11 protein-coding genes are annotated in these 14,180 nt (G+C 56.8%); 6 read left to right on the top strand and 5 right to left on the bottom strand.

Annotated features, from left to right (window positions below; translation table 11 throughout):
* Window positions 1-299: 299 nt before the first annotated feature.
* Window positions 300-2,579 (bottom strand): ATP-dependent Clp protease ATP-binding subunit ClpA, encoded by a 2,280-nt coding sequence (gene clpA, locus LRM19_RS03180; protein ID WP_014831269.1) that lies wholly within the window; start codon window positions 2,577-2,579, stop codon window positions 300-302.
* A gap of 27 nt (window positions 2,580-2,606) precedes the next feature.
* On the bottom strand, window positions 2,607-2,927 hold the full coding sequence (clpS, locus tag LRM19_RS03175) for an ATP-dependent Clp protease adapter ClpS (RefSeq protein WP_006174393.1): 321 nt from the start codon (window positions 2,925-2,927) through the stop codon (window positions 2,607-2,609).
* A gap of 267 nt (window positions 2,928-3,194) precedes the next feature.
* On the opposite strand from clpS, the gene cspD reads away from it, so the two are divergent.
* On the top strand, window positions 3,195-3,416 hold the full coding sequence (gene cspD / locus LRM19_RS03170) for a cold shock-like protein CspD (RefSeq protein ID WP_008499993.1): 222 nt from the start codon (window positions 3,195-3,197) through the stop codon (window positions 3,414-3,416).
* A gap of 70 nt (window positions 3,417-3,486) precedes the next feature.
* Here cspD and macB read toward each other — a convergent pair whose 3' ends face one another.
* Window positions 3,487-5,427 (bottom strand): macrolide ABC transporter ATP-binding protein/permease MacB, encoded by a 1,941-nt coding sequence (gene macB / locus LRM19_RS03165; RefSeq protein WP_271367365.1) that lies wholly within the window; start codon window positions 5,425-5,427, stop codon window positions 3,487-3,489.
* Window positions 5,424-6,539, bottom strand: a complete 1,116-nt coding sequence (gene macA, locus LRM19_RS03160) for a macrolide transporter subunit MacA (protein ID WP_059445587.1) — start codon at window positions 6,537-6,539, stop codon at window positions 5,424-5,426. The genes macB and macA overlap by 4 nt, the downstream gene beginning before the upstream one ends.
* Window positions 6,540-6,698: 159 nt before the next feature.
* Between macA and LRM19_RS03155 the strand changes: the two genes are divergently transcribed.
* Window positions 6,699-7,655 (top strand): VirK/YbjX family protein, encoded by a 957-nt coding sequence (locus LRM19_RS03155; protein WP_133294084.1) that lies wholly within the window; start codon window positions 6,699-6,701, stop codon window positions 7,653-7,655.
* On the opposite strand, the gene LRM19_RS03150 is transcribed toward LRM19_RS03155, so the two are convergent.
* The gene (locus LRM19_RS03150; RefSeq protein WP_115874620.1) at window positions 7,652-9,310 is read right to left on the bottom strand and encodes an ATP-dependent endonuclease; all 1,659 of its coding nucleotides are present in this window, start codon (window positions 9,308-9,310) and stop codon (window positions 7,652-7,654) included. The genes LRM19_RS03155 and LRM19_RS03150 overlap by 4 nt on opposite strands.
* 289 nt (window positions 9,311-9,599) lie before the next feature.
* Between LRM19_RS03150 and aqpZ the strand changes: the two genes are divergently transcribed.
* From aqpZ to hcr, 4 genes are all read left to right on the top strand, one after another.
* Window positions 9,600-10,295, top strand: a complete 696-nt coding sequence (gene aqpZ / locus LRM19_RS03145) for an aquaporin Z (RefSeq protein WP_008499998.1) — start codon at window positions 9,600-9,602, stop codon at window positions 10,293-10,295.
* A 170-nt stretch (window positions 10,296-10,465) separates the two neighbouring features.
* A complete protein-coding gene (locus LRM19_RS03140; protein WP_271367329.1) occupies window positions 10,466-11,365 on the top strand; it encodes a lysine exporter LysO family protein in 900 nt (299 codons plus the stop codon).
* A gap of 144 nt (window positions 11,366-11,509) precedes the next feature.
* Window positions 11,510-13,162, top strand: a complete 1,653-nt coding sequence (hcp, locus tag LRM19_RS03135) for a hydroxylamine reductase (RefSeq protein WP_271367327.1) — start codon at window positions 11,510-11,512, stop codon at window positions 13,160-13,162.
* A 10-nt stretch (window positions 13,163-13,172) separates the two neighbouring features.
* Window positions 13,173-14,141: an NADH oxidoreductase gene (gene hcr, locus LRM19_RS03130; RefSeq protein WP_271367325.1), complete on the top strand. Its 969-nt coding sequence runs from the start codon at window positions 13,173-13,175 to the stop codon at window positions 14,139-14,141.
* Window positions 14,142-14,180: the final 39 nt, after the last annotated feature.

Genomic DNA, 14,180 nt, shown 5'->3' with positions numbered 1-14,180 from the left:
CGTATTTTACGTCTTTTAGACCGGCTCCAGGCAATAACATACGTTTAGGTGAGCACGTAAGATTGTCAATTCATACACTTAGAGGATGCAAGTTCTGACATCTGATTTGCAGGTTCGCCGCCATTTTATTACTGTGGATTTATCCAGAAACCAACGTCGAACAAAAGTGGAAAGCGCCTCGCAAAATTCCTCTGCGGCCTGATGCCGTCATCCCGGCCCTCTCCCACTGTAAGAGGGAGAAAAGCAGGAATAAAAAAACCGGGCAAATGCCCGGTTTCTAACATTAGCCTTCCACTCACTCAGTGAGCCGCTTCCGGCTTGTGCTTCGCCGCACTCTGGAAATCGTACGTCAGTTCGTTCTTCGCCTGATCCAGCGCCACGGTCACCTGGCCGCCGTCCACCAGCGAGCCAAACAGCAGCTCGTTCGCCAGCGGTTTCTTCAGGTTGTCCTGAATTACACGCGCCATTGGACGGGCGCCCATCGCACGGTCGTAGCCTTTCTCGGCCAGCCAGTTTCGGGCCTCCTGGCTCACTTCCAGCGACACGCCTTTCTGATCCAGCTGAACCTGCAGCTCGACGATGAACTTATCCACGACCTGATGGATCACCTCGGTAGACAGGTGATCGAACCAGATAATGTTGTCCAGACGGTTACGGAACTCCGGCGTGAAGATCTTCTTGATCTCCTCCATCGCATCGGTGCTGTTATCCTGGTGGATCAGGCCGATGGACTTACGCTCGGTTTCTCGCACCCCGGCGTTAGTGGTCATTACCAGCACCACGTTGCGGAAGTCAGCTTTGCGCCCGTTGTTGTCGGTCAGCGTCCCGTTGTCCATCACCTGTAGCAGGATGTTGAACACGTCCGGGTGCGCTTTCTCGATTTCATCGAGCAGCAGTACCGCGTGCGGGTGCTTGATCACCGCGTCGGTGAGCAGGCCGCCCTGGTCAAAGCCCACGTAGCCCGGAGGCGCACCAATCAAACGGCTGACGGTGTGACGCTCCATATACTCGGACATGTCAAAGCGCAGCAGCTCAATACCCAGCGCTTTGGAAAGCTGAACCGTTACCTCGGTTTTCCCCACGCCGGTCGGGCCGGCAAACAGGAAGGAACCGACAGGCTTGTGCTCATGCCCCAGTCCGGCACGGGCCATCTTGATCGCTTCGGTTAAGGCCTCAATGGCTTTATCCTGACCAAAGACCAGCATTTTCAGGCGATTGCCGAGGGTGCGCAGCGTGTCGCGATCGCTCTGAGAGACGCTCTTCTCAGGGATACGCGCGATGCGGGCCACCACGGACTCAATATCCGCCACGTTAACGGTTTTCTTACGCTTGCTGGCCGGCATCAGGCGCGCACGCGCCCCGGCCTCATCAATCACGTCAATCGCCTTATCCGGCAGATGACGGTCGTTGATGTATTTCACCGCCAGCTCCACCGCCGCACGCACCGCTTTCGCGGTATAACGCACGTCGTGGTGCGCTTCGTACTTCGGCTTCAGGCCGTTGATGATCTGCACCGTTTCCTCGACGGACGGTTCGGTCACGTCGATTTTCTGGAAGCGGCGCGCCAGCGCACGGTCTTTCTCAAAGATGTTGCTGAACTCCTGGTAGGTCGTGGAGCCAATCACGCGGATCTTGCCGCTGGAGAGCAGCGGTTTGATTAGGTTCGCGGCATCCACCTGGCCACCGGAGGCCGCACCTGCCCCGATGATGGTGTGAATTTCATCGATAAACAGGATGCTGTTGGTGTCCTGCTCCAGCTGTTTCAACAGCGCCTTGAAGCGTTTTTCAAAATCACCGCGGTATTTTGTGCCCGCCAGCAGCGAGCCGATATCCAGCGAGTAGATGGTGCAGTCGGCAATCACTTCCGGCACATCGCCCTGCACAATGCGCCAGGCAAGCCCTTCGGCAATCGCGGTTTTACCCACGCCTGACTCCCCCACCAGCAGCGGGTTGTTCTTGCGGCGACGGCACAGCACCTGGATCGCGCGCTCCAGCTCTTTATCGCGACCAATCAGCGGGTCGATACCGCCAACGCGAGCAAGCTGGTTAAGGTTGGTGGTGAAGTTTTCCATACGATCCTCCCCGCCTGCTTGCTCTTCATTGTTATTGACCTGATTGCTGGAATCCGATGCCTGGTTAGGCTCGTCTTTGCGCGTTCCGTGAGAGATAAAGTTAACCACGTCGAGGCGGCTGACTTCGTGTTTGCGCAGCAGATAGGCAGCCTGTGACTCCTGCTCGCTGAAGATGGCGACTAAGACGTTTGCGCCAGTCACTTCGCTACGCCCGGAAGACTGGACGTGGAATACCGCGCGCTGCAGCACGCGCTGGAAGCTGAGCGTCGGCTGCGTGTCGCGCTCTTCTTCACTGGCTGGCAGCACCGGTGTGGTTTGTTCGATGAAGGCTTCGAGTTCCTGACGTAGCGCCACCAGATCCACGGAGCAGGCTTCCAGCGCTTCGCGGGCAGATGGGTTGCTAAGCAGTGCGAGCAGTAAATGCTCGACGGTCATAAACTCATGTCGGTGCTCACGCGCTCTGGCGAAAGCCATGTTTAAACTGAGTTCCAGTTCTTGATTGAGCATAGGCACCTCCCCCAATTTTATGCCTTATCAGGCCTTTTCCAGCGTACACAGCAACGGATGCTCGTTCTCCCTCGCATAGTCGTTCACCATCGCCACTTTGGTTTCCGCCACTTCGGCTGTGAAGATGCCGCAGATAGCTTTGCCACGATAATGAACGGTAAGCATCAGTTGCGTTGCACGTTCTACATCATAAGAAAAGAACTTTTGTAGCACGTCAATAACAAATTCCATCGGCGTGTAATCATCGTTCATTAACATAACTTTATACATAGATGGCGGTTTTAGCGCGTCGCGCACTTTGTCTTCCGCCAGCTGGTCAAAATCCAGCCAATCGTTGGTCTTACCCATTATGCATAACCACTTTGAATCTACCTCAGATGTTAGATAACAATCATCTATTACTGTCATCCGCGATGTCTGTCACAAACTGTTGCAATAGCGTTAACTGCTTCAAACTTTGGTTGATTATTGTCCCATCTCCAGCGCCAAACGCTTGACGACTTCTTTCGTTTCTCTAAATTGTACAAGCGTGAGATGGCGAGGTTTTGAACAGCCCCCACTCCACCACCGGTTCATTCCATCTTAACTTATAAGATTTACGAAGGATGTCGAAGCATGGAAATGGGTACTGTTAAGTGGTTCAACAACGCCAAAGGGTTTGGCTTCATCTGCCCCGAAGGCGGCGGCGAGGATATCTTCGCTCACTATTCCACCATTCAGATGGATGGTTACAGAACGCTCAAAGCCGGGCAGTCCGTCCGGTTCGATGTTCACCAGGGACCAAAAGGCAATCATGCCAGCCTTATCGTCCCCATTGAAGCTGAGACGGTTGCATAGCTCTCTGTTTTATTGTGTACATCCCGCAGTCAAAATGCCAGCCCGATCGGCTGGCATTTTTATTTTCGGGTTATTCCCGAGCCAGCGCGTCCACCGGATCCAGCCGCGCCGCGTTGCGGGCGGGCAACCAGCCAAACAAAATGCCGGTAAAGGTTGAACACAAGAATGCGGTAATAATGGCCACCGGCGAGAAGCCAATTTCCCAGCCGGGTAAAAAGAGCTGGAGCGCGAAGGCGATCATCATCGAGAGCGCAATCCCCATCGCACCGCCGACCAGACACACCAGCACGGCTTCAATCAAAAACTGCTGCAGCACGTCGCTGGCCCGGGCCCCGACCGCCATGCGGATGCCAATCTCCCGGGTACGTTCGGTTACCGACACCAGCATGATGTTCATCACCCCGATACCGCCGACGACCAGCGAAATCACCGCCACCAGCGTGAGGAACAGCTGAAGAGTACGTGTGGTCTTTTCCGCCGTTTTCAAGAGGCCGTCCATATTCCAGGTGAAGAAATCTTTCTTCCCGTGGCGCAGGGTTAACAGCCGCTCAAGCTGCTGTTCGGCCAGCGCGCTGTCGTAGCCCTCCTTCACGCGCACGGTGATGGAGTTGAGCCAGGACTGCCCCATAATCCGCCCGGAGATGGTGGTATAGGGCAGCCAGACGCGCAGGATCTTGCTGCTGCCAAACATCGACTGCTTCTCTTCCGCCACGCCGATAACCGTGGCAGGCATGTTGCCGACCAGGATCACTTCGCCCACCACGTTGGCTTTATTGGGGAAGAGCTGTCTGCGCGAATTCGCGTCCAGCACCACCACCTGCGCCCTGCCCGCCAGCTGCTCGGCGTTGAAGGTGGCGCCTTCGCTGAAGGTCATACCGTAGACGTTGAAGTAGTCTCCGCTCACGCCGTTCGCGCTGGCTGCCACATCAACATTGCCCACGCGCAGGCGCAGGTTCTGCGACACCGCAGGCGTGGCAGAGTTGACCCATGGCTGCTTCTGAATGGCCGCCAGGTCGTCGTATTTCAGCGCCTGCTGATACTGCGGCTCGTCGTCCCCGAAGTCTTTGCCGGGATAGACGTCAATGGTATTGGTGCCAATAGCGCGGATATCTGCCAGCACCAGCTGCTTGGCCGCGTCGCCCACCACCACAATCGACACCACCGAGGCGATACCGATAATGATGCCGAGCATCGTCAGCAGGGTACGCATTTTATTGGCCGCCATCGCCAGCCAGGCCATGGTCAGCGCTTCACGAAAGCCGCTGGAAAACTGTCCCCAGCCGGTTGATGCCGGAAGCACTTCTTTCGGCGCCACAGCCCTGGACTCACGCGTCGGCGGGTTGCTGACCAGCTCGCCATCATGGATCTCAATGATTCGCTCCGCCTGCGCCGCCACCTGCGGATCGTGGGTCACGATGATGACGGTGTGCCCCCGATCGCGAAGCTGGTGCAGGATCGCCATCACCTCTTCGCCGGAATGGCTGTCGAGCGCCCCGGTCGGCTCATCCGCGAGGATCACCTGCCCGCCGTTCATCAGGGCACGGGCAATACTCACGCGCTGCTGCTGCCCGCCGGACAGCTGCGAGGGCTGGTATTCCACCCGCTCCGCCAGCCCCAGACGCGTCAGCAGCATCTGCGCGCGTTCGAGCCGTTTTTTCCGCTCGACGCCCGCATAGACCGCCGGAACTTCAACGTTCTGCGCCGCATTAAGATGAGAAAGCAGATGGTAACGCTGGAAGATAAAGCCGAAATGTTCCCGGCGCAGCTTCGCCAGCGCGTCACCGTTCAGCGTGGAGACATCCGTTCCGGCCACGCGGTACGTGCCGCTGGTCGGTTTATCCAAACAGCCGAGAATGTTCATCAGCGTCGATTTACCGGAACCCGATGCCCCGACAATCGCCACCATCTCGCCCGCCTCCACGCGCAGGGAGATGCCCTTCAGCACCTCCACCGGGCCGTCGCCCGACGGATAGCTGCGACGAATGTCCTTCAGCTCAAGCAGCGCCGTCATTTGGCGGCTCCGGGCAGGCTTTCGCTGACAACAACCTCCTCGCCCTCTTCCAGTCCTTTCACCACCACCACGTCGGTGTCGTTGCGCGCGCCTATCACAACCTCACGCTCGCGCGTTTCGCCGTTGCGCAGCACTTTCACTTTATAACGGCTATCCCCGGCGGATTCGCCGAGCGCGGAGAGCGGAATGGTCAGCACGTTCTTCACGCCGGTCAGCTGGATATGCACCTGTGCGGTCATGTCCAGACGCAGCACGCCCTGCGGGTTTGGCACCTCAAAGCGGGCATAGTAAAAAATAGCGTCGTTAACTTTTTCCGGCGTCGGCAGAATGTCTTTCAGCACGCCTTCGTAGCGCGTCTGCGGATCGCCCAGCACCGTAAACCAGGCGTTCTGTCCCGGCTTAAGATGGATAACATCCGCCTCTGAAACCTGGGCTTTGACCAGCATAGTGCTCATGTCCGCCAGCGTCAGAATGTTTGGCGCCTGCTGCGCGGCAATCACCGTCTGGCCCTGCAGCGTAGTGATCTGGGTCACTTCACCCGCCATCGGCGCAACGATTTTGGTGTAGTCGAGGTTGGTTTTCGCCGTATCCAGCGAGGCCTGATTGCGCTTTATTTGCGCGTCAATCGTGCCAATCTGCGCCTGTTTCACCGCCAGTTCCGTGGTGGCCGTGTCTAAATCCTGCTTCGAAATCGCCTGGGTTTTGGCCAGCGCCTGCTGTCGGGTCAGCGTCACCTGCGCCAGGTTACGTTCTGCCAGCGCCTGCGCACGCTGCGCGCGCAGCTCCATCAGCGTGGCTTCCACCTCGCGGATCTGGTTCTCAGCCTGTTCAGGGTCGATAACGCCGAGCAGCTGGCCTTTTTTCACCTTATCGCCAATCTCAACCGACAGCGTTTTCAGCTGGCCGCTAACCTGCGCGCCGACGTCAACCTTGCGCAAAGCGTCAAGCTTGCCCGTCGCAAGGACGTTTTGCTGCAGTTCGCCCGGGCGAACAATCAGTGTCTGATACTGCGGCACCGGCGCATTCAGCACCTGCCATAGCCAGTACCCACCGGCTAAAACCACGACCGCCAGCAGCAGAAACAGCGTTCTGCGTTTTCCCTTGAGATTCATAAATATTCCAAATAAATGTTCTGGCAATTATAAATGTTGATTCTATCTAAACGACTCCTCAACGAAACCCCTGTTCTCTGAAATCGCCCTAATTTGTTTACGAGACGTTGACATTTCTCCTGTTGAAATAGCGATATTCCAAAAGGATCAGGATCTACCATGTCTTCTATCGTCGACACATCACTTTCAAACCTGCCGCAGCCTAAATCCGGCTGGCAGCTCTTCAAAAAACTGGCTTTCGGTGAGATCGCGCCCGGGCTGGCATGGGAAAAAACCGCCTACAGACGTAAGTTCATGCTGCGTTCACTGGCGACACCGCTCAGCACCGCTCGCCTGCTGTCTGACCTTGCAGAACATCCGCACCTGATGCAAATGCTCCAGGTTCAGCCGGGACTGCCCTGCCGCCTTCATCGTCCGTGGTTGACGGTCAATATGGATAGACAGCGTACGCTGGAATCGCTGTCATGGCACTATCAGATGATGTGTCGCCAGCTGCCGGCAAAACTGACCAGTGGTTACCTTTCAAAGCAGGGCGTGACTCTGCTGACCTTAACCGGAAAAGATGAACAGCAATTTACCGTCCGTCTGTGTGCCGATGCGTTTATGGATAAAGAGGGAGAAGCCACCCTCGTTTTCTGTGACGGTCAAAATACGGCGCTGGCGGAGATGACCTTTACCCTCTGCCAGTTTGAGGGAAAATCGACGCTGTTCATTGGTGGTTTGCAGGGCGCAAAAGCGCATGTTCCGCATGAGCTGATCCAGGGTGCGACGAAAGCCTGCCATGGCCTGTTCCCGAAACGTCTGCTGGTCGAGGCCGCCATGATCCTCGGCGCCGCGTTCCCGGTAGAGCAAATTGTCGCGGTCAGTAACGATACGCACATTTACCGCAGCTGGCGCTACCGCAAGAAAAAAGAGGGGAAACTGTTGGCCGATTACGACAGTTTCTGGATCTCCATCGGCGGTGAAAAGCAGGACAGCGGTAACTTTATGCTGCCGCTCGTCATGCCGCGTAAACCAATGGAAGAGATCGCCAGCAAAAAGCGTTCCGAATATCGCCGCCGCTACGAGCTGCTGGATAGCCTGATTCAGCAGGTGAAACAGGCGACCCAACGTTAATCCGCTCTCCCGCGAGCCAGCCACAGCACGCGGGAGAACATCTTCCGCAACAGGGTCGGTACCGCCTCCACGCCCCGCCTCCCCGCCTCCGTCGCCACTTCAATGGCTAAATCCGGTTTTGAGGAACGATGAATAGCTTTGGCGATCACGCGCCGCATATTCATCGGGACATCGACCGGCACCATGGCAATTCGGTGGAATACGTCGTCAAACCCCTGACGATACATAAAGTGTTCCATGTCCATGGCGGGCAGCATAGTTAAATGGTCGCGCTCTTCCTCTCGCTCGTTACTCAGCAGGCTCCGCACGGTCGAGGCATATTTTTTGCCCGCCTCATCGCCGTCAACCAGAACGTGCCACTCGATCCCCATCCGGCGGGCAAATTTTATCAGCGGCTTTAATCCCGACTGGGCGAACTCGATTACCTTGATGCCTTCCGCATCAAAATGGTGGCCGCACTGGCGCGCCAGTTCGTTGATGACCCAGGTTTCCGTTTCCCCCTCAACCAGCAGCCAGCAGCGGGCAAAGAGCGACGACGCCCGGTTAAAGCGAATATGGAAAGCGATGCGCCGCCCGTCTTCCGCATTCAAACCGCCCGGCCCAAGCCGGAAAGCGGAGACGCGGGAGGATTCACGCACCAGGCGACAGACGTGTTCTACCGGCGTCAGCGATAATAGCTCCCCGGAATTGGTGGTCGTAATACGCTGGAGCGGCAGCAGATTCAGCAGATGCCATGCCACGGAGAGCATGATGGGATGGAGGCGCGTTTCCGGGTCTTCCACCAGCAGCAGCGGTCGGGCATCCCGGTCAAGACGAACGGTGCCTTTGGCCTGCAGAAGCGTTGAAAACAGCCCCAGCAGAATCACCCGATGGGTACGACCTCCGGGCCGGTCGATCATCCGGTTAATGATGTCGAGATAACGCCAGCTTCGCTGCTCATCATGAGAGCGGCGGCGCATCAGACGATGGCGCGACTCAGAGGTTCCCTGCTCGGAAAAATAGTGCTCCAGAAGCTGTACCATTGCGGACAACCCCTGACGAATTTGGCCATCAGTAAGGTTCTGCGGACGCGACACCAGCTCTCTTGCCAGAAAATCCAGCTCGCGGGCGGTGACTTCCACTTCCGGCATATTGGGTACGGTACCGTTACGAATACGCCGCATAAAACGCGCATCGCGCAGGCGTAACACCGGCGTCAGACGGATCAGGTGACGGGCCAGATCGTCGATATTGTCCAGCGGGATGGGGTTAGCTTTCTCATCGAGAAAATCACGCAGGGTGAGTACCCCCTCGTTCTCCGCCATCTCACCTTCCAGCCGGTAGAAAATCCGTTGAAAACCGTCATCGCACGGCACCCAACAGGGTGACAGCGGGCGGAAGCGACGCACGCGGTGACGTCCGGGCTCGGATTCGCGGAACGTCAGGATGATGTGCAGGTGCTTCTCGCGCCCCGTCACGTCGCCGGGGGGAAACCAGAAATCGTCGCGAACAAAGTGATACAGATCGTCCTCGGGCGAAAGCAGTAGCGTCAATGCATCCAGCAGGCTGGACTTGCCCCACGCGTTCTCGCCGATCAGGACGTTGTTTTGCTCCAGCTGCAGTGACAGGCGGTTAATACCGCGAAACCCGACAATTTCCACACGTTCGAGAAGCATAAATCCCCCGACAAATGATCACTTTTTCCTTCAAGTTATCAGCAGTATAGCGGGAGGTGCTCTGTCACGACAGCATAACATTCACCCTTACAAGAATTGGTCTATGCTCTATTTACCGCTGATTTGAACAAGGATTGACATCACATTGCCTTAAATCAAATTAATCGAATTTATTTAAGTAGCGAAGGGATGTTGTTGGTTTCTAAAATACGGGCTCTTCGAGTCGTCATCCCTTTATGGCGATATATCCCGCGCGCGGGAAAGCGTGCGGAAAATTTTTGAGGTGGTTATGTTTAGAAAATTGGCAGCAGAATGCTTTGGTACATTCTGGCTGGTATTTGGTGGCTGCGGTAGTGCCGTTCTGGCAGCAGCATTCCCGGAATTAGGCATTGGTTTTGTCGGCGTCGCGCTGGCTTTTGGTTTAACCGTATTAACCATGGCGTTTGCCGTCGGGCATATTTCCGGCGGTCACTTTAACCCGGCCGTGACATTAGGTTTATGGGCCGGCGGTCGTTTTCCGGCGAAAGAGGTAATTGGTTATATTGTGGCGCAGGTGGTTGGCGGTATTATTGCGGCTGGCGTTCTGTACGTGATTGCCAGCGGTAAAGCCGGGTTCGACGCGGCGGCCAGCGGCTTTGCCTCTAACGGGTTCGGCGAGCATTCTCCGGGCGGCTACTCCATGTTGTCTGCCATCGTGATTGAAATTGTGCTGACCGCCGGCTTCCTGCTGGTGATCCACGGCGCAACCGACAAACATGCGCCAGCTGGTTTTGCCCCGATTGCCATTGGTCTGGCGCTGACGCTTATCCACCTGATTTCTATTCCGGTCACCAACACCTCCGTTAACCCGGCACGCAGTACCGCCGTCGCCATCTTCCAGGGCGGCTGGGCGCTCGAGCAGCTGTGGCTGTTCTGGGTGATGCCAATTATCGGCGGTATCCTGGGCGGCGTGCTGTACCGCACCCTGCTGGAAAAACGCGATTAATTGCTCGCGGTGTCGGGTGGCGCTAACGCTTACCCGACCTACGTGAGAGTGCACTTGTAGGCCGGGTAAGGCGTAGCCGCTACCCGGCTTTCTTTTGTCGCTTTACTGAACAGCCTTTATTGGGTAGTGTCACTGGCGCTTAACCGATACTCAAAAAGGACCGGCTGTTCATGTTTTCAGGACTCCTCATCATTTTGTTGCCCTTGATCGTGGGCTATCTTATTCCGCTCCATCGTGAATCCGCATTAAGGCTCATTAATCGATTCCTGAGCTGGATTGTCTACGTGATTCTTTTCTTTATGGGGATTAGCCTGGCATTTCTGGACAACCTGTCAGCGAATTTACTCTCAATTCTCCATTATTCTGTCGTCACCGTAGTCGTTATTTTGCTGTGCAATATTGCCGCGCTGCTGTGGCTGGAACGCACTATTCCATGGAAAAATCACCATCATCAGGAAAAGCTTCCTTCACGAATTGCAATGGCGCTTGAATCATTAAAATTATGCGGCGTCGTGGTGCTCGGTTTTCTTCTTGGGCTGACCGGTTGGGCTTTTTTGCAGCACGCAACTGAGGCCAGCGAATATACGCTGATCTTCCTGCTGTTCCTGATTGGTATTCAGCTGCGAAATAATGGCATGACCCTGAGGCAAATTGTCCTGAACCGTCGGGGAATGATGGTTGCCGTCATTGTTGTTGCCAGTTCCATGGTGGCGGGCGTCATTAACGCCTTTATTCTCGATCTACCGCTGAAAACCGGCCTGGCGATGGCGTCAGGTTTTGGCTGGTACTCCCTCTCCGGTATTCTGCTTACTGAATCATTCGGCCCGGTGATCGGCAGCGCCGCCTTCTTTAACGATCTGGCGCGAGAGCTGATCGCCATCATGCTGATCCCGAGCCTGGTTCGCCGCAGTCGTTCTACCGCGCTGGGCCTGTGCGGTGCGACGTCGATGGACTTTACCCTGCCGGTATTACAACGCTCCGGGGGGCTGGAAATGGTGCCCGCGGCTATCGTTCACGGCTTCATTTTAAGCCTGCTGGTTCCGGTTCTGATGGCCTTTTTCTCAGCCTGATACTTCTTTGGCGGTAGGTTTCCTGCCGCCAAAATTGCGCTAAATCAATCTCCCTCTATTTTGTAGCAGAAAGCCCTTTCCACCGTTCAGGCACGAGCATAACCTTAAACATGTATATCAAATATAACTTTAACAGGTGTGATTATGTTTTGTGTGCAATGTGAACAAACCATCCGTACCCCGGCAGGCAACGGCTGCTCCTACGCACAGGGTATGTGCGGCAAAACCGCAGAAACATCTGACCTGCAGGACCTGCTGATTGCGGCTCTGCAAGGCCTTTCCGCCTGGGCGTTCAAAGCCCGCGAATACGGCATAGTCGACCACTACGTCGACAGCTTCGCCCCGCGCGCGTTTTTCTCCACGCTGACCAACGTTAACTTCGACTCTCCGCGCATTGTCGGCTACGCCCGCGAAGCGATTGCCCTGCGTGAAGCGCTGAAGGCACAGTGCCTGAAGGCGGATGCCAGCGCCCGCGTGGAAAACCCGATGTCAGAACTTCAGTTGGTCAGTAACGATTTGGGCGACCTCCAGCGCCAGGCGGCAGAATTCACCCCGAACAAAGACAAAGCGGCGATTGGGGAAAACATTCTCGGCCTGCGCCTGCTGTGCCTGTACGGCCTGAAAGGCGCTGCGGCGTATATGGAGCACGCGCACGTTCTGGGTCAGTACGACAATGAGATTTATGCGCAGTACCACAAAATCATGGCGTGGCTGGGCACCTGGCCTGCCGATATGAATGCCCTGCTTGAGTGCTCAATGGAAATCGGCCAGATGAACTTCAGGGTGATGAGCATTCTGGACGCCGGTGAAACCAGCACCTACGGCCACCCGACGCCAACGCAGGTCAACGTCAAGGCTACCGAAGGCAAGTGCATCCTGATTTCCGGTCACGACCTGAAAGATCTCTACAACCTGCTGAAGCAAACCGAAGGCACCGGCGTTAACGTTTATACCCACGGTGAAATGCTGCCCGCGCACGGCTACCCGGAGCTGCGTAAATTTAAGCATCTCATCGGTAACTACGGCAGCGGCTGGCAGAACCAGCAGGTGGAGTTCGCCCGCTTCCCTGGCCCTATCGTGATGACCTCTAACTGCATCATCGACCCGACCGTCGGCGCGTACGATGACCGCATCTGGACCCGCAGCATCGTCGGCTGGCCGGGCGTGAGCCATCTTGAAGGTGACGATTTCGGTCCGGTTATCGCCCAGGCGCAGCAGATGGCGGGCTTCCCGTACAGCGAAATTCCGCACCTTATTACCGTCGGCTTCGGTCGTGAAACCCTGCTGGGTGCCGCCGATTCGCTGATTGACCTCGTCAGCCGTGAAAAGCTGCGCCACATCTTCCTCGTCGGCGGCTGCGACGGCGCGCGCGGCGAGCGTAACTACTTCACCGATTTCGCCACCCGCGTGCCGGAAGACTGCCTGATCCTGACCCTGGCGTGCGGCAAATACCGATTCAACAAGCTGGACTTCGGCGATATCGAAGGCCTGCCGCGCCTGATCGATGCGGGCCAGTGTAACGATGCTTACTCGGCCATCATTCTGGCGGTCACCCTGGCGGAGAAACTGGGCTGCGGCGTGAACGACCTGCCGCTGTCGCTGGTGCTCTCGTGGTTTGAGCAGAAAGCGATTGTCATCCTGCTGACCCTGCTCTCTCTTGGCGTCACCAACATCGTGACCGGACCGACCGCGCCAGGCTTCCTGACGCCGGACCTGCTGGCCGTGCTGAACGAGAAATTCGGCCTGCGTTCCGTGACCAACGTTGAAGACGATATGAAACAGCTGCTGAGCGCGTAAGGAGTTATTCATGACCATGCCAACCTCACAATGCCCGTGGCGGATGCAGGTTCATCACATCCGTCAGGAGACGCCGGATGTGTGGACGCTGTCGCTGCTGTGCCATGACTACTATCCATATCGTGCAGGCCAGTATGCGCTGGTCAGCATTCGCAATTCGGCGGACACCCTGCGCGCCTACACGATCTCCTCGACGCCGGGCGTGAGCGAATACATTACGCTCACCGTCCGCCGCATTGACGACGGCGCGGGCTCCCAGTGGCTGACGCAGGACGTGAAGCGCGGGGATTACATCTGGCTGTCCGACGCGCAGGGGGAATTCACCTGTGACGACAAAGCTGACGATAAATTCCTGCTGCTGGCGGCGGGCTGTGGCGTAACGCCGATTATGTCAATGCGCCGCTGGCTGGCGAAGAACCGCCCCCAGGCCGACGTGCAGACGATCTTCAGCGTCCGTTCCCCGGAAGATGTGATTTTTGCCGAGGAGTGGCGTGAATACCCGGTGACGCTGGTGGCTGAGCACAACGCGACCCACGGTTTTGTGCCCGGTCGCCTGAGCCGCGAGCTGCTGCAAAGCGTGCCGGATGTTGCGAACCGAACGGTGATGACCTGCGGCCCGGCGCCGTACATGGCTATCGTGGAAGAAGAAGTGAAAGCGCTTGGCGTAACCCGCTTCTTCAAAGAGCAGTTCTTCACGCCGGTGGCGGAAGCGGCAAACAGCGGCGTTAGGTTCACCAAACTGCAGCCTGCCCAGACCTTCTTTGGCCGCGTGGGGACCACGCTGCTGGAGGCGCTGGAAAGCAACAAGGTGCCGGTAGCGGCTGCCTGTCGTGCTGGCGTGTGTGGCTGCTGTAAAACCAAAGTGGTTTCCGGTGAGTACACCGTCACCAGCACCATGACGCTGTCCGACGCGGAAATTGCCGAGGGTTACGTGCTGGCGTGCTCGTGCCATCCGCAGGGGGATTTGGTCCTCGCATAAACGATAAACGTTAGTAGGCCCGGTAAGCGTCAGCGCCAC

The sequence above is a fragment of the Enterobacter sp. PI-10 genome (genome assembly GCF_027947695.1).
Lineage (GTDB): Bacteria > Pseudomonadota > Gammaproteobacteria > Enterobacterales > Enterobacteriaceae > Enterobacter > Enterobacter vonholyi.
The sequence above is the reverse complement of the archived record's forward strand: the minus strand, read 5'-3'. Positions and strand labels throughout refer to the sequence as shown.